General features: G+C 70.4%; 13 protein-coding genes and 1 pseudogene. 6 read left to right on the forward strand and 8 right to left on the reverse strand.

Translation table 11 applies throughout. From position 1 onward, the window contains the following. Window position 1 precedes the first annotated feature (1 nt). The 3 genes from BBK82_RS21805 to BBK82_RS21815 all read right to left on the reverse strand — a co-directional run bounded on the left by BBK82_RS21805 (window position 2) and on the right by BBK82_RS21815 (window position 1,907). The gene (locus tag BBK82_RS21805; RefSeq protein ID WP_154697424.1) at window positions 2-511 is read right to left on the reverse strand and encodes a hypothetical protein; all 510 of its coding nucleotides are present in this window, start codon (window positions 509-511) and stop codon (window positions 2-4) included. Between the two features lie 128 nt (window positions 512-639). After that, on the reverse strand, window positions 640-1,122 hold the full coding sequence (locus BBK82_RS21810) for a hypothetical protein (protein WP_065916659.1): 483 nt from the start codon (window positions 1,120-1,122) through the stop codon (window positions 640-642). A gap of 56 nt (window positions 1,123-1,178) precedes the next feature. Next, on the reverse strand, window positions 1,179-1,907 hold the full coding sequence (locus tag BBK82_RS21815) for a CAP domain-containing protein (protein WP_237048304.1): 729 nt from the start codon (window positions 1,905-1,907) through the stop codon (window positions 1,179-1,181). 57 nt (window positions 1,908-1,964) lie between these two features. Between BBK82_RS21815 and BBK82_RS47635 the strand changes: the two genes are divergently transcribed. From BBK82_RS47635 to smc, 4 genes are all read left to right on the forward strand, one after another. Beyond that, window positions 1,965-2,261, forward strand: coding sequence for an acylphosphatase (locus BBK82_RS47635; protein WP_071812646.1), 297 nt, complete (start codon window positions 1,965-1,967; stop codon window positions 2,259-2,261). A 32-nt stretch (window positions 2,262-2,293) separates the two neighbouring features. Next, window positions 2,294-2,800 (forward strand): sigma-70 family RNA polymerase sigma factor, encoded by a 507-nt coding sequence (locus tag BBK82_RS21820; RefSeq protein WP_083268076.1) that lies wholly within the window; start codon window positions 2,294-2,296, stop codon window positions 2,798-2,800. After that, window positions 2,797-3,390 (forward strand): anti-sigma factor family protein, encoded by a 594-nt coding sequence (locus BBK82_RS21825; protein ID WP_065916661.1) that lies wholly within the window; start codon window positions 2,797-2,799, stop codon window positions 3,388-3,390. The genes BBK82_RS21820 and BBK82_RS21825 overlap by 4 nt, the downstream gene beginning before the upstream one ends. 117 nt (window positions 3,391-3,507) lie before the next feature. Then, window positions 3,508-7,143 (forward strand): chromosome segregation protein SMC, encoded by a 3,636-nt coding sequence (gene smc, locus BBK82_RS21830; protein ID WP_065916662.1) that lies wholly within the window; start codon window positions 3,508-3,510, stop codon window positions 7,141-7,143. 246 nt (window positions 7,144-7,389) lie between these two features. On the opposite strand, the gene BBK82_RS21835 is transcribed toward smc, so the two are convergent. The 3 genes from BBK82_RS21835 to BBK82_RS21845 form a co-directional block, all read right to left on the reverse strand. Next, window positions 7,390-8,106, reverse strand: a complete 717-nt coding sequence (locus tag BBK82_RS21835) for a lysophospholipid acyltransferase family protein (protein ID WP_065916663.1) — start codon at window positions 8,104-8,106, stop codon at window positions 7,390-7,392. A gap of 22 nt (window positions 8,107-8,128) precedes the next feature. Continuing rightward, on the reverse strand, window positions 8,129-8,467 hold the full coding sequence (locus tag BBK82_RS21840) for a hypothetical protein (protein ID WP_065916664.1): 339 nt from the start codon (window positions 8,465-8,467) through the stop codon (window positions 8,129-8,131). A 97-nt stretch (window positions 8,468-8,564) separates the two neighbouring features. Beyond that, entirely contained in the window at window positions 8,565-10,637 is a 2,073-nt protein-coding gene (locus BBK82_RS21845; protein WP_170067947.1) for a tetratricopeptide repeat protein, read from the reverse strand. Between the two features lie 129 nt (window positions 10,638-10,766). Between BBK82_RS21845 and BBK82_RS51660 the strand changes: the two genes are divergently transcribed. Further along, window positions 10,767-11,690, forward strand: coding sequence for a GNAT family N-acetyltransferase (locus tag BBK82_RS51660; protein ID WP_065916666.1), 924 nt, complete (start codon window positions 10,767-10,769; stop codon window positions 11,688-11,690). On the opposite strand, the gene BBK82_RS21855 is transcribed toward BBK82_RS51660, so the two are convergent. Both BBK82_RS21855 and BBK82_RS21860 read right to left on the reverse strand, forming a co-directional pair. Further along, the gene (locus BBK82_RS21855) at window positions 11,640-13,196 is read right to left on the reverse strand and encodes a sodium:solute symporter (protein ID WP_065916667.1); all 1,557 of its coding nucleotides are present in this window, start codon (window positions 13,194-13,196) and stop codon (window positions 11,640-11,642) included. The genes BBK82_RS51660 and BBK82_RS21855 overlap by 51 nt on opposite strands. Further along, window positions 13,184-14,311 (reverse strand): anhydro-N-acetylmuramic acid kinase, encoded by a 1,128-nt coding sequence (locus tag BBK82_RS21860; RefSeq protein ID WP_179953826.1) that lies wholly within the window; start codon window positions 14,309-14,311, stop codon window positions 13,184-13,186. Before BBK82_RS21860 ends, BBK82_RS21855 begins: the two co-directional genes overlap by 13 nt. 120 nt (window positions 14,312-14,431) lie before the next feature. On the opposite strand from BBK82_RS21860, the pseudogene ftsY reads away from it, so the two are divergent. Next, a pseudogene (gene ftsY, locus BBK82_RS21865) lies at window positions 14,432-15,837 on the forward strand (signal recognition particle-docking protein FtsY). The last annotated feature ends 1 nt before the right edge of the window (window position 15,838 follow it).

Raw genomic sequence — 15,838 nt, forward strand, 5'->3', positions numbered from 1 at the left:
CCTACGGCTTCGGCGGATCGACCGGTGCGCTGGAGCTCGACGCGGGCGCGGTCGGTTCCGCGCTCGGCGTGGACGTCGTGGGAAACGAGGTCGACGTCGCCGGCTCGGTCCACGAGGTCGGCGGGTTGCTGTTCGTCTCCGTCGGATCCGCGGGGTTCGTCGTCACCTGCGGCGGCGCGGCCGGGTCCTGCGGCTTGGCCTGCTCGTCGGGGCGGGCGGCCTGCTTGCGGCCGGAGCCGGCCTTGCCGGACGCCCCGGCCGACGACGACACGGTGACGACGACGGTGCTGGTGCTGCCGTCGGGGGCCACCGAGGTGATCGTCTGCACGATGTCCGCGGTCGCGCGCTCCGGGGAGGCCTCCTGGCCGGAGGCGGCGAGCATGGCGGCGACGGTGGCGAACAGCGTGGCCACGACGACGCCGCCGGCGGCCAGCACGACCGCCGTGCCGACGCGCTTCTTCGGTGGTGCGGCCGACGCGTCGGGTGACTGCCGATGATCTTCCTCGAACACACCCATCTCCTCGTGGGAAACCCGGTTGGATGGCTTTGCGTTCGAGTTATCGGCGGAAACGCATCAAGACCTCAGCAGGGCCACACCTTCGTGTAGCTCTGTGTCACGTCACGGTGACGGGCGTAACCCTATGCAGGCGGCGTCGTTGAAGACGGGCTCGTCGTGGTGGTCGTGGGATCCGTCGTCGTCGGGTCGGTCGGCTTGGTCGACGTCGAGGACGACGTGGGCTTCGTCGGCTCGGTCGTCACCACCGGTGGCGGGTCCTCGGTCGTCACCGTGGTCGTGGTGCCGTCCGGGCGCGTGATGGTGGTGACGCGCGTGGGCCTCTTCGAGGTGGTCGTGGTGGCCGACGTGGTCGTCTCGGACGTCGACGAGGTCACCTCCACCGTCGACGAGGTGGGCGCCGAGGTCGGCATGATGGTCAACGCGTCGCGCACGGCCTCCTTGCGCGGCTGCTGCGTGGCGGGCGGCTCGGACGCCGAGTCCGAGCCGGCGGCCAGCGAGGCGACCGCGGCGAACACGGTGGCCAGCACCACGCCGGAGGCGGCGAGGATGACCTGCGGCGCACCGCGAAAGCGCGAGCGCGCGTCAGGTTCCGGGCTCTCGTACACGAAGTTTCCCCTGCTCGAACCGTCAGTAGCCGTCTGTGTAGCCGCTTGTGTCGCCGTCAGAAGCCGAAGTTCTGCGTCCAGTAGAAACCGCGGGTGTCGAGACCGACGCCCATGGTCGTGAACTTGCAGTTCTCGATGTTCGCCCGGTGGCCGGACGAGTTCATCCACCCCTGCATGACCTGCTCGGGCGTGCGGTAGCCCTGCGCGATGTTCTCGCCGCCGGGCTTCGGGTACCCGGCCGCCTTCATGCGCTCGGCGAAGTCGACGCCCTCGGGGGTGTCGTGGCTGAAGTACTTGCGGCTCGCCATGTCGGTGCTGTGCGCCTGGGCCGCGGTGGTGACGCGGTCGTCGATCACGAGCGCCTTGCAGCCCTTGGCGGCGCGGGCGTCGTTCACGAGGGCGAGCACGGCCTGCTCCGGGGTCTTGTCACCCGTGGGCGGCTTCGGCGGGTCCGGCGGCTTCGGTGCCTCGGGCGGCGTCGTGGTCGTGGTGGTGGGAGCCGCCGACGAGGAGGAGGTGGAGGAGGGGGTCGCCGTCGTCGAGGACGTGGTGGGAGCGGAGGAGGACGACGGCGGGGTGGCGGTGCCCGGCACGGGGGTGCCGTCGAGCGTCTGTCTGCCGGGTGCGGCGACGCTGCCCGACCCGAACTGGGTCGCGGCGTCGGTGTTCTCCTGCTGCGCGGCGGTGTTGAAGCTGATGCCGAGAGGGGAGGTACCGCTGACGGCGAGGCCGCCGACGCCGGTTGCACCGATCAGCAGGCCGAGTAAGAGGCTGCGGGCACTCACGGCTCGGGACCGTACCACTAATGGGTGATAAGCCCCGAGTGCGTCTTCGGTCACCTTATGTCACTAGGGGACCATTCGGACGTGGACGTACGACTGAACGCGTGGGTGCGAGGACGGGTGCAAGGCGTGGGTTTCCGCTGGTGGACACGGGCCCGTGCACTGGAACTAGGCCTGGTCGGGAGTGCTTCGAACCGCGAGGACGGGCGGGTCGAGGTGGTCGCGGAGGGGCCGCGCGAGAAGTGTGAACAACTGCTGAAAGCTCTCCGTTCGGGTGAAACTCCCGGACACGTGGAGTCTGTGGGTGAGCAGTGGTCGACAGCGCGTGGTGGGCTGACCGGGTTCGTCGAGCGCTGAACTTTCTGGCAACGACTGGCGTAGAGGAGAGCGTGGACTCCGGCGAAGACGTCCTCATCCAGCTGTACGAGCGCTGGCGAGGCCCGTTGCTGCACTACGTGCTGCGGCTGGTCGACGGCGACTACCAACAGGCAGAGGACGTTGTGCAGGAGACGCTGCTGCGCGCGTGGCGGCACCACGACGAGCTGAACCCCGACGACGCGGCGCCGTGGCTCTACACGGTCGCGAAGAACCTGGTGATCTCCGGATACCGGCGCCGCGGGGCACGCGCGACCGAGGTGCCGCTCGAACCGGTGGACCTGCCACCGGTCAGCGACCAGGTCGAGCACGTGCTGCAGACGTGGCAGATCGCCTCGGCGCTGCGGGCCCTCACACCGGAGCACCGCGCGGTCGTCGTCGAGCTGTACTACCGGCGCCGCACGGTCGCCGAAGCCGCCAAGACGCTCGGCGTCCCGCCGGGCACGGTCAAGTCGCGCTGCTTCTACGCGCTGCGGGCGCTGCGCGACGCGCTGGAGGAGAGAGGGGTGACCGAGGCATGAGCTGCACGCACACCGTCGACGTCGGCGCCTACCTCTTCGGATCGCTCGACCTGGAGGAGCGGTCCGCGTTCGAACGGCACCTGCCCGGCTGCGAGGCCTGCCGGGCCGAGGTGCTCCGGTTCGCCCCGCTGCCGGGCCTGCTCGGCCGGTTGACCCTGGACGACGTCGAGCGCCTCGACGACATGCCGGCGCAGCCGCCGAAACCGGTCCGCGGCCACCGCCGCGTGGTGCTGGTGTGCGCGGCCGTCCTGGTGGCGCTCGCGCTCGCCGGCGGGGTCCTGTTCCTGCGGCCCCCGCCGGCCCCGACGTGGGCGGCGAACGACACCGGCACCGGCGTGAACGCCGAGGTCGCGATGATCCAGAAGACCTGGGGCACCGAGATGCGGTTCAAGCTCGGCAACGTGAAACCGGGCGCGCGCTGCAAGGTCATCGTGTTCGACCGGCGGGGCCAGCGCGAGGTCGGCGGCTGGTGGGGCTCCGACCACACCGCTGACGAGCGCATTCCGGGTTCGACGTCGTTCAGCGTCGACCAGATCGACCGGCTGGAGGTCTCCGACGAAAGCGGGTTGCTGGTCACTCTGCGCCCCTAGTGCGGTGACCGCCGACCATCGCCGCATTTTCGGCGCTCAGACGGCCACAGCACTGGGAATCGCTGGTCAACCCCCGCCTCCCGCAACCGCCGCAAGCGTTTGGGTACTCTGCGCGGCGTGCATCTCAAGAGCCTGACGCTGAAGGGCTTCAAGTCCTTCGCCTCGGCTACCACGCTGCGCTTCGAGCCCGGCATCACCTGTGTGGTCGGCCCCAACGGGTCCGGCAAGTCCAACGTGCTCGACGCGCTGCGCTGGGTGATGGGCACGCAGGGTGCCAAGGACCTGCGCGGCGGCAAGATGGAGGACGTCATCTTCGCGGGCACCTCCGGCCGCGCGCCGCTGGGCCGCGCCGAGGTGACGCTGACGATCGACAACTCCGACGGCGTGCTGCCGATCGAGTACACCGAGGTGTCGATCACCCGCCGGATGTTCCGCGAGGGCGCCACCGAGTACGAGATCAACGGCAGCTCCTGCCGGCTCATGGACATCCAGGAGCTGCTGTCGGACTCCGGCATCGGCCGCGAGATGCACGTGATCGTCGGTCAGGGTCAGCTCGCCGCGATCCTCGAGTCCAAACCGGAGGAACGCCGCGCCTTCATCGAGGAGGCCGCCGGCGTCCTCAAGCACCGCAAGCGCAAGGAAAAGGCGCTGCGCAAGCTGGAGGCGATGCAGGCCAACCTGACGCGCCTCACCGACCTCACCACCGAGCTGCGCCGCCAGCTCAAGCCGCTGGGCAAGCAGGCCGAGATCGCCCGCCGCGCCCAGGTCGTGCAGTCCGAGCTGCGGGACTCGAAGCTCCGCCTGCTCGCCGACGACCTGGTGACCCAGCGCGAGGCCATCGCCCAGGAGGAGCACGACGAGGCGAAGGCCCGGGAACGCCGCGCCGAGGTCGAGAAGTCGTTGCAGGCCGCGCAGTACCAGCAGAACGAGCTGGAGGAGCGGGTCGCGGCCGACACCCCGAAGCTGCAGGCGGCCCAGGACACCTGGTACCGGCTGTCCGCTTTGGAGGAACGCCTGCGCGGCACCGTGCGCCTGGCCGCCGAACGCGCGCGGCACCTGTCCGCGGACGTGGACGCCCCGTCGCGCGGCCGTGACCCCGACGACCTCGACCGCGAGGCCGAGGAGACCGCCGAGATGGAGCTGGAGCTCCAGGAGGGCGTGACCGAGGCCCGCATCGCGCTCGCCGAGGCCGTCGAGACGCGGTCCGAGCTGGAGCGCATGGTCTCGCAGGCGGAGAAGGCGCACATCGCCGCCGTGCGCGCGATCGCCGACCGCCGGGAGGGCCTCGCGCGCCTGTCCGGTCAGGTGGAGGCGTTGCGCAGCAAGACGAACGCGACCGCCGAGGAGATCGAGCGCCTGTCCGGCACGATCGCGGAGGCCGCCGAACGCGCCGAGTTCGCGTCCGTCGAACTGGCCGAGGCACAGGCGGTCACCGGCTTCGAGGACGAGGGCGACAACGACCTGGACGAACGCCTCCGCCAGGCGGTGCTGGCCAACGACGCCGGGCGGCAGCGCGTCGAGGAGCTGGTCAAGGCCGAACGCACCGCCGAGCGCGACATCGCGTCGTGGCGGGCCCGCGTCGACGCTCTTTCCCTCGGCCTGACCCGGAAGGACGGCGCCGGCGCGTTGCTCGCGTCGGACGTGCCGGGGCTGCTGGGGTCGGTGGCCGCGTTGCTGACCGTCGACACCGGCTACGAGGTGGCGCTGGCAGCCGCGCTGGGCCCGATCGCCGACGCCGTCGCGGTGTCGTCCGGTGACGGCGCGCTGGCCGCGTTGAAGTTGTTGAAGGAGAAGGACGCCGGCCGCGCCGGTGTGCTGATCGGCTCCCACGGCTCCGCTGTGGACACCTCGCAGTGGGGGCAGCTGCCGCACGGCGCGCGGTGGGCGGTCGACGTGGTGCACGCGCCCGAGGCGTTGCGTCCCGCGCTGGCTCGCGCCCTGGACCGCCTCGCCGTGGTCGACGACCTGGACACCGCTGCTCGCCTGGACGTGCGCGCGGTGACCCGCGACGGCGACCTCTTCGGCACGGACTGGGCCGTCGGTGGTTCCGGCGGGCAGGGCCAGAGCGTGATCGAGGTGCAGGCCGCCGTCGACGAGGCCCAGGAGCAGCTCGCCACCGCGGAACGCGCGCTGGAGCACGCCTCCGCGGCGCTGGAGGGCGCCCGTGCCGAGCAGCAGGCCCGCCGCAAGGTGCTCGACGCGGTCAAGGAGGCCGTGCAGGAGGCCAAGGTCCGCCAGGCCCGCTCCGGCGAGCGGCTGAGCCGGATGGCCACGGCCGTGCGGTCCGCGCAGGCCGAGGTCGACCGGATCACCGAGCAGCGCGCGAAGGTCGAACGCTCACGCGAGGAAGCCCTGCTGAAGCTGGGCGAGCTCGAAGAGCGGCTGCTGATGGCCGAAGAAGAGCAGACCATGGACGACGAGCCGGACACCGACCAGCGCGACGCGCTGGCCGCCGAGCTCGCCTCCGCGCGTCAGGCCGAGATGGACGCCCGGCTCGTGCAGCGCACCGCGGAGGAGCGCGCGCGTGCGTTGCAGGGCAAGGCGGACAGCCTGCGCCGCCGCCGTGCCGAGCGCGAGGCCCGCGAACGCCACGCCCGCCACCGCCACCGCGCCCGTGGCGCCGTGGTCGCCAAGGCCGTCGTGCGCGGCGGTGAGCAGGCGCTGGAACGCATCGAGGTCTCGCTCGCGCGCGCCGCCCGTGAACGCGACCAGGCCCAGGAACGCCGTGCCCAGCACGAGCTGCTGCTGACCCAGGTGCGCAACCTGGTGCGCGAGATGTCCGGCGAGCTGGAGAAGCTCGTCGACGCCGTGCACCGCGACGAGGTGCTGCGCGCCGAGCAGCGCATGCGCATCGAGCAGCTGGAGACCAAGATCGCCGAGGACTTCGGCATCGGTCTCGACGACCTCGTCACCGAGTACGGCCCCGACGTGATGGTGCCCGCGACCGCCGCGGAGCTCGCCGAGTACGAGGCCGCGAAGGAACGCGGTGAGCAGGTCTCCGAGCCGCAGCCCTCGCCCTACGACCGCGACACCCAGGCCCGGCGCGCCAAGCGGGCCGAGCGTGACCTGTCGTTGCTGGGCAAGGTCAACCCGCTGGCGCTGGAGGAGTTCGCCGCGCTGGAGGAGCGCTACAAGTTCCTCTCCACCCAGCTGGAGGACATCAAGGACACCCGCCGCGACCTGCTCACGGTCGTGAAGGAGGTCGACGACAAGATCCTCGAGGTCTTCACGCTGGCCTACGAGGACGTGGCGCGCGAGTTCGAGGTCGTCTTCAAGGTGCTCTTCCCCGGCGGCGAGGGCCGGCTGGTGCTGACCGAGCCCGGCGACATGCTGACCACCGGCATCGAGCTGGAGGCCCGCCCGCCCGGCAAGAAGGTCAAGCGCCTGTCGCTGCTCTCCGGTGGCGAGAAGTCGCTCGCGGCCGTGGCGATGCTGGTCGCGATCTTCCGCGCCCGCCCCTCACCGTTCTACGTCATGGACGAGGTCGAGGCGGCGCTGGACGACACGAACCTGCACCGCCTGATCGGCCTGTTCCAGCAGCTGCGCGACCGGTCGCAGCTGCTGATCATCACGCACCAGAAGCCGACCATGGAGATCGCGGACGCGCTGTACGGCGTCTCGATGCGCGGTGACGGCATCTCGCAGGTGATCTCGCAGCGGCTGCGCACGAAGGGCGACGAGCCGGTGGCTGCCGCGCCCGCTGCCGCGGCGACCGCTGCCGAGGCGCCTGCTGCCGCTGCGGACGAGGCCTAGAAGGGCGACCGGAGCGGTGCCTGGGGGGCAAGACCAGCTCCGGCCGCGGCCTTCGTGTGACTGCGCCGGCGCGGTGACCCTCCTCCGAAGGAGGTCCCCCGATCACCGCGCTGGCGCAGTCCGCGCGCCGGCCGGTGTGAGGTCCCCCGGTGTCCACCTCACCGCTACCCGGTGCGCAGGGAGAACTCTGCCGCACCGAGCTTGTAGAAACCTTGCATCCGCAGGTCAGCGGCCATTCAGCCGGTGTCACCCAGGCCTGCGCGCGTCGAGCCGCGCGGCCTCCTCCGGCGTCGGCGCGGTGCCCCCGAGGTGCCGCGGCGCCCACCAGGCACCCGGCTCGGTGGGGTAGTCGCGCTGCGCGGTGTCGAGCAGCTCCTGCAACCGCTCGCGCAGCAACGCGTCCCCGGAGTCACCGGGCGAGGCCTCGAACGGCTCGCCGATGAGGATCGTGACGGGCACGTGCCGCTGGGTGAGGTCCTTCTTGCGCCCCTTGGTCCACAGCCGCTGCGTCCCCCACAGGGCGACGGGCACGAGAGGCACACCGGCCTCGTGCGCCAGCCGGTTCGCCCCGGACTTGATCTCCTTGACGGTGAACGACCGGCTGATCGTGGCCTCGGGGAAGATCCCGACGACCTCGCCGTCGCGGAGCGCGGACAGCGCCTGCTGGTAGGAGGCCTGACCCGCGCTCCGGTCGACGGGGATGTGGTGCATGCCGCGCATGAGCGGGCCTGCGACCTTGTTGGCGAAGATCTCGTGCTTCGCCATGAACCGCGTGAGCCGCCCCGACGGACGCGCCCCGTAACCCGCGAAGATGAAGTCGAGGTAGCTGACGTGGTTCGACGCCAGCACCGCCCCGCCCTCACGCGGCACGTGGTGCGCCCCTTGAACGGTGATCCGCAGGTCGAGCACGCGGAACATGAGCTTGGCCGCGGCGATCACCGGGGGGTACACGAGATCCGACATACCTCGAAAGTAGCCGGAAAAGCTACTGACCGGTACCGGCGCCTTCCTTGTCTCGGATGACCCTCGGCACACCCGCCAGGTCCTCGTCGTTGCAGAGCAGCTTGAGGTCGTAGTACGGGTTGCCCTTGGTGTCGTCGTAGTCCAGGTGGACCGCGATGACGTCCACGGGTTCGCCCAGCCACTCCTGCGTCTGCCGCAGCCACGCGGCGGCACGTTCGAGGGCGGTGGGCAGATCATCGTCACGGAATTCGACCGGCCGGTACGGAACACCCTGGACCTGGTCCCGGTTGTTCGTCGGCAGCGGCAGGTCGACGGCCACCCCGGATTCGTTGAGATCGAGTTGGATCGTTTCCTCACTCACCGTAGAAGAGTCCCCCACCCTCACCTGGCCTGCAAGCCCGAATCTGGTGGTTGCGCCTCGCATCACCTGTCGATTTGTCGACTCACTGAGACGTGCGTCACGTCTGCCCGTGGTCCGTGTCGGAGAGGTGGCGGACCGCCTGCCTGCCTTCCTCGAGGAGTCCCCAGGCGAGCACGGTTCGCGGGTGTCCGGCGCCGAGTGCGTTCGTGCAGTCGTGGACGAGCTGTTCGAGTTCGGTGATCGCGCGGTGGAATTCCCCCGATTTGGCGCGATGCGCTGCCAGGTTGATACGAGCCGTGAGCGTGTCTTTGTGGTCCGTGCCCAACAACCGTTCGTACTCCTGAGCGAGTCCTTCGAACTCGACGACCGCTCCGGCGACGTCACCGGCATCCGCCCGGTTCGACGCGAGGTTCGCCCGGGACAACAGCGTTGTCGGGTGGAACGGGCCGTAGACGCGGCGCAGGTCGTCGAGCAACCGTTCCAACTCCACGATGGCACCCGTGGTGTCGCCGGCCGCGCTTCTCGCGTGCGCGAGGTTGTTGCGGACGGTCAACGTCTGCTCCGCGTACGGGCCCAGCAACCGCGTCTGGTCGGCGAGCAGCTCGGCGAAGGCCGCCAAGGCCCCGCTGACGTCGCCGGCTTCCAACTGCCGGTTGGCGAGATTCCCCCGTGCGCCGAGTGACAGGTGGTGGTCGGCGCCCAGGGCGCGGTGGCAGTCGTCCCGCAGCCGGGAGAACTCCTCGACGGCACCACCGATGTCGCCGAGGTCACCTCTGATGTTCGCCAGGCTGATGCGGATGAACAGGACTTCTTCGTGTTCGCCGCCCAGCAGCGGGTGAGCCAGCCGGAGCACCTGTTCGTAGTGCTGACGTGCGTCGGCGAGCAGGCCCGCACGCCTGAGGTTCTCCCCGCAGGCGAACAGGACGGCGTGGCAGCCGGGTCCGACCAGGTGGTGGAGCGCGGCGGCCATGAGCGCGGAGGTGTTGGCGCGCAACGAGGGCACCAGAGCCGGGTCGAGCGGGTCGGTTTCCCACAAGGCGGCGAGCGCGAAAGCGGCCGGGTGGGCAAGTCCCGCCAGTTCCGCCGCGGTCATGTCCTCCCGGGTCACGCGTTGCACCAACGGGTGCATGGTGACCATGCGGCCGTCGGTGCTCAGCTCCACCAGGCCCAGCCGGTGCAGGCAGCGCACCGTGTCGGCGGCGTCGTCGCCGTCGGCGCCGCGGAGAATCGTCTCGTTCGTCAGCACGGCGGTGGGGACGCCGTGCGGGTCGAGCAACGACGCCAGTTGCAGCATCGGTTTCGCCAGCGGCGCCAAGGAGGTGGCGAGTCCGATCGACAGCGACCAGGTGACGGCGACGGTGGCGCGGTGGTCGTCGGGCAGTCCGGACGGCTCCGGCGCCAGCGCGGTGAGCCTCTGGTGCTGGAACCTGTCCACGTACTGGTGGCACGTGAGGCCGCGGTCCACCAGGTAGGCGACGGCCTGGGCCAGTGCGAGCGGCAGGTGGTGGACGGCGGCGGCCAGTGTCGCCGCCCCGGCGTGGAGCCGGGGATGTGCGGCCAGCTTGGCCGCGAGGTAGGACTCCGACTGCTCGGCGCTGAAGATCGTGACGTCGACGACGTTCGCGTCGGCGCGCAGGATCGAGGAGTCGCGGCGCCGGGTGGTCACCAGCGTCTGACCGGAACCGGACGGCCAGAGACCCCTCATGGCCGCCGGGTCGACGACGTCGTCGAGGACGATCAACCAGGTGCGCTCCGCGGTCTGCAGCCACGACAGGAACCGCGTGGCGGCCGTCGTGACACCCGTGCCCGGTTCGGCGAGCAGGAGCCGGGCAGCCGCCTCGGCGTAGCCCGCGAGGACGGTCTGGGTGGTCGTGGCGGTGACCCAGACGACCACGTCGTGGCCGGCACCGCGGGCGTGCCGGGCGGCGGTCTGGGTCTTGCCGACACCGCCTGTGCCGACCAGCACGGTCAGGCCGCAGGACAGCGCGGCGTCCGCGGGGCGGCTCTGGTAGCAGTCGGCCTCTCGCGGGACCACGCCCACCCGCACCGGCCAGGAGATCTCGGGCGCGGCGTGGAAGTGGATCCCGCCGTGCACGTCGCCGCCGACCTGGACGACCGGGACGTGGACCGTGCCGCTCACCGAGTTGGTGGGGCGGTCCTCAGGGGGCACCGCGCGATTGTACCGGTCACGACGGTGTGAAGGGTGTTTGCGCTGGTCCGGGCAGGTGTCGTCCCGCCCGTTGACGTGGCCGGGAAAACTCCCTCGCTTCGAACGGCCGTGCGAGCAACCATTCTTGGCATGTACGACATCCGTTTCGCCGAACCTGGCGACCTCGGCGCCACGATGGCGCTGCTGGTCCGGCTCCAGGCCGACAACGCGCACCACATCGGCTACCTCGGTGAGACAGTCGACGAGCTCCGCGCGGAGCTCGGCGAGTTCGAGCCGAGCTGGGCCGACTGCACGGTGGTGGCGACCGACGCCGATGACAACATCACCGGCATGCTCAGCGTCGAGGTCGACGCGGAGCTCGGGCGTGCTTGGCTGCACGGGCCGTTCGTCGACGTTCCGGTCAACCACCCGGCGGGCAGCCGGATCTGGGACCAGACCGCGGACGCGATGTTCCGGCGCGCCGCCGAGATGCTCACCGGCATCACCGACCTGGAGCTCTACGGGCACACCGCCCACCGACGACTCGCGGCGTTCGCGGAGCGGCACCACTTCAGTGCCGGCAAGGCGAGCGCCATCCACGTGCTCGACAACGGGGACCTGCGCACGTTGTTGCTGAGGGACGCGAAGTGCCCCAGCGAACGCGAGATGCGCGTCCTGCCCACCGACAAGCACGTGCACGAGGCCGTTGCCGTGCTGCACGAGCGATGTTTTCCGCGGACCTACCTGTCCGGCAAGCAGCTCGTCGAGTCCAAACCCGAGAACCGCACCGTCGTCGTCGCCATGGACGGTCACCGCGTGCTCGGGTACGCGGCCGGCAAAGCCCAGCCCGAGGAGTACTACGTCGACTTCGTGGCCGTCGAACCCGATGTTCGCGGCCAAGGCGTGGGTGCCGCGCTCGTCACCGAACTGCTGTGGAAGCTCGCGGCGGACCACGGTGCACGACCGCAGGCCGCCGCCTCCATCCACTCCGGCAACGAGAGCTCGCAGCGGATGTTCGACCGCCTAGGCTTTCGACTCCACGTCGAGCTCGTCGCGTACCGGCACACGGCGTGAGTGCCGGAGCGACAACAACCCTCCGACCAGCAGGGTGACCGCCACCCCCAGGGGCGTGTTCCACCAGCCGGTCAACGACTTGCGCGTCGCGTCCGCCTTCGCGAAGTCGATCGTCGGGGTCGACCCGACGAACTTCACACCCAGGATCACGAAGCCCACCACGACGACCGTCGTCACGAACGCGATGATCGCGTCCACCTGCACGGCGCGCTTGAAGACCAGGCCGAGGAGGAAGGCCCCGAGCAGCGCGCCGTAGGTGTAGCCGGCGATGCCGAGCGCCTGCACCACGATCGGGTCGGCCGTGGTCTTGTTCGAGGAGGCGAACAGGCCCGCGCAGACGACCAGCAGGCCCGCCCACACCAGGGTCCAGATCCGGCCGTGGCGCAGGCGTTCCTCGTCGGTCATGGGCGTCTTGCGGACGCGTTCGTAGACGTCGGTCACCGTGCTGGAGGCCAAGGCGCCCAGCGACGACGAGAGCGCGGCGGCGAGGATGCCGGCGATCACGAAGCCGGACAGGCCGCTCGGCATGGAGACGATGAAGTGGGCGAAGAGCTCGTCCTTGTTGTTGAGCCCCAGGTCCTTCACCGGGTCGACGCCGTTGTAGAACGCCCACATCATCACGCCGATGAACAGGAAGAACGCGAACTGCAGGAACACCACGAAGCCGGACGCGATCAACGCCTTCTGCGCGGCCTTGACGTCCCTGGTGGCCATGAGCCGTTGCACGATCAGCTGGTCCGCGCCGTGCGAGGCCATCGACAGCAGCGCGCCGCCGAAGAACGCCGCGATGAACGGGTACGCGCCCGTCAGCGGTGAGGAGGCGAAGTCGAAGAGCTGGAACTTGTTGGCGTCGGCTGCCTTGCCGAACCAGCCGTCCGGCAGCTTGCCCGCCAGCACCCAGATCACCACGAGGCCGCCCAGGACGTACCAGAGCATCTGGATCGCGTCGACCCACACGACCGCGCGCACGCCGCCGAAGAAGCTGTAGAACACCATCGCGATGCCCAGCGTCAGCACGATCACCCAGTACGACGCGGTGATGCCGTACTGCGCGAGCACGATCTTGATCGGGATGGCCGTGGCGAAGAGCCGGATGCCGTCCGCGAGCAGGCGGGTGAACAGGAACGTGACCGACGCGGTGGCACGCATGCCGTTGCCGTACCGCTGGCCCAAGTACGCGTACGCCGTGACGAGGTCGCCCTTCACGTACCGCGGCAAGAGCACGAACGACACGATGATGCGCCCGACGATGTACCCGAGCGCGAGCGTCAGGTACGTCATGCCGCCTTGCGCGGGCGTGGCCATGTACGCGATGACGGGCACGCTCAGCACCGTGAGCGTCGACGTCTCCGCCGACACCACGGACAGGCACACCACCCACCACGAGATGCGCTTCTCGCTCACGAAGTAGTCGGTGGCCGACTTCTGCCTGCCGCCGATCCATATTCCGAGCAACGGCATGCCGACGAGGAACAGGGCGATGATCGCCAGGTCTAGTCCGCGCACTTCGGTTCCCCCACCTTCAGCTTGGTCACGGCGGTGCGGTGCGGTTCGGGCATCCTGAGCGGCCCGCTGCCGGGGGTGATGCTGCCGAGCAACCGCGGTCCGGAGGCACCGGTCGCGGACGGCGTGTTGCCCGCAACCCCGTGCCACGTCAGGAACCCGAGCAGCGCGGCGAGGTAGGCCTCCTTGCCGTCGCGCGGCAGGCCCAGTCCGTCGCTGATCCGCAACGGGATCGGGTCGAGGGCCTGGGTGAGCGCTTCCACGAGCACCGGGTTGCGCATCCCGCCGCCGGACGCGACCACCACGCCGGCGTCGTGCGCCCGGCAGGCGTCCGCGATCGTGCGCGCGGTCAGCTCGGCCAGGGTGCGCAGCATGTCCTCGGCCGGCACGGTCGGGAACCCCTGCAGGTACTCGGCGTTGAAGTGCTCCTTGCCCGTCGACTTCGGCCACGGCTTGGCGTAGTACGGGTCGCGCAGCAGCTTCTTGAGGACGTCGTCGCGAACGGTGCCGCGGCTCGCGAACTCGCCGTTGGTGTCCTGGCGGCGCTGCCCGGCGGAGATGACCTCCATGACGGCGTCCATGAGCGCGTTGCCGGGGCCGGTGTCGTAGGCGATCGGCGCGGCACCCCGCCGCACGACGGTGATGTTCGCGATGCCGCCGATGTTGAGCGCGACCGCGGGCGTGCAGTCCATCCCGGCCAGCCACAACGCGTCCAGCGTGCTCGCCAGCGGTGCCCCGTGCCCACCGGCGGCCACGTCGCGGGCGCGCAGGTCGGCGATCACGGGCACGCCGGTCCGTTCCGCGATCCACGCGGGCTGCCCGAGCTGCAGCGTGCCCAGGCAGTCGCCGTCCTGCACCTCGTGGTGGACGGTCTGGCCGAGCGAGCAGATCAGGTCCGCCGGCAGGTATCCGGCGGCGACTTCGCCGAAAGCCTGCCCCAGCGACGTGTCGAAGGCGCACACTTCAGCGAGGTCCCGCGGTTTCTCCAGCAGATCCTTCGGGAACGGGTGCTCGGCGTGCTGCACCGGCACGAGCTCGACGACGTCACCGCTGATCGACAGGTCGGCGACGGCCACGTCGATGCCGTCCATCGACGTGCCGGAAATCAGTCCGATCACCCTCACGACGTGTGGTCTATTCCACACCGCGATCGGGCGCAAGACCTCCGGTGAAATCTTCGCCTAATTGAGCACTATCTCGTTGACAGGTCACATGGACCCCTGTGAAACGATGCTCCCGTGACGTCTTCCCTCATCCTGATCCTCATCGTCGTCGCGGTCGTGCTGATCGCCGCGCTGGTGACCGGCGTGGTGCTGACGCGTCGCCGTCGCATCAGCCTGACCCAGAAGGAGGAGACGCCGCGTCCGGCCGGCTACCATGCCTCGTCCGGCATCTCGCTCGCGCCGGCCGCACCCGACGCCTCCGAGGCGGAGGCCGTCGCGCACGCGGAGGCCGAGGTGGTCGCGCGGCCTGCGCCCAGGCCTGCCCAGCCGAGCCTGCCCAGCCCGAGCCTGCCCAGCCCAAGCCTGCCGAGCCCGTGGTGGCCGAGCCCGAGGCGTCCGCTGCCGAGGTCGTCGCGCCGGTCGAGCACCCGGTCGCCGACCGCACCGAGGTCGACGGCCAGCCCGGTGTCGGCGACGACGCCTCCGTGCCGCGCGACTCGGTCAAGCGCGGTTTCGTCGAGGTCGACCTCCCCGAGGAGGCCTCCGAGATCGAGGAGATCGAGCCGACCGCCGGGCGCCTGGAACGCCTGCGCGGCAAGCTCGCCAAGTCCCGCAGCGGCTTCGGTTCCTCGCTGCTCGGGCTCCTGGGCGCCGGTGACCTGGACGAGGACTCCTGGCAGGACGTCGAGGACACGCTGCTGATCGCGGACCTGGGCGCCGCCACCACGTCGGAGATCGTCGACACGCTCCGCGCGAAGATCGTGTCTTCCGGCGTGCGCACCGAGGCCGAGGCGCGCGCTCTGCTGCGCTCGGTGCTCGTGTCGGCCCTGAACCCGTCGATGGACCGCTCGTTGAAGGCGCTGCCGCACGCCGGCAAGCCCGCCGTGCTGCTCGTCGTGGGCGTCAACGGCGTCGGCAAGACCACTACTACGGGCAAGCTCGCACGGGTGTTGGTCGCAGACGGGCGCACGGTGCTTCTCGGGGCTGCGGACACGTTCCGTGCTGCGGCTGCTGACCAGCTGGAGACGTGGGGCAAGCGCGTCGGTGCGGAGACCGTGCGCGGGCCCGAGGGCGGCGACCCGGCCTCGGTGGCGTTCGAGGCCGTGAAGCGGGGCGTGGACACCGGGGTGTCGACCGTGCTGATCGACACCGCGGGCCGGTTGCACACCAAGAAGGGCCTGATGGACGAGCTCGGCAAGGTCAAGCGCGTCGTGGAGAAGCAGGCCGTGGTGGACGAGGTCCTGCTGGTGCTGGACGCGACGACCGGGCAGAACGGGTTGACGCAGGCGCGGGTGTTCGCCGAGCAGGTGGACATCACCGGGATCGTGCTGACGAAGCTCGACGGGACCGCCAAGGGCGGAATCGTGTTCCAGGTGCAGCGGGAGCTCGGAGTGCCGGTGAAGCTCGTCGGCCTCGGCGAAGGAGCCGACCACCTGGCGCCGTTCGAGCCCGGCGCGTTCGTGGACGCGCTGCTCGGGTAAC

Origin of the sequence: Lentzea guizhouensis, from assembly GCF_001701025.1 — a bacterium.
GTDB classification, from domain to species: domain Bacteria; phylum Actinomycetota; class Actinomycetes; order Mycobacteriales; family Pseudonocardiaceae; genus Lentzea; species Lentzea guizhouensis.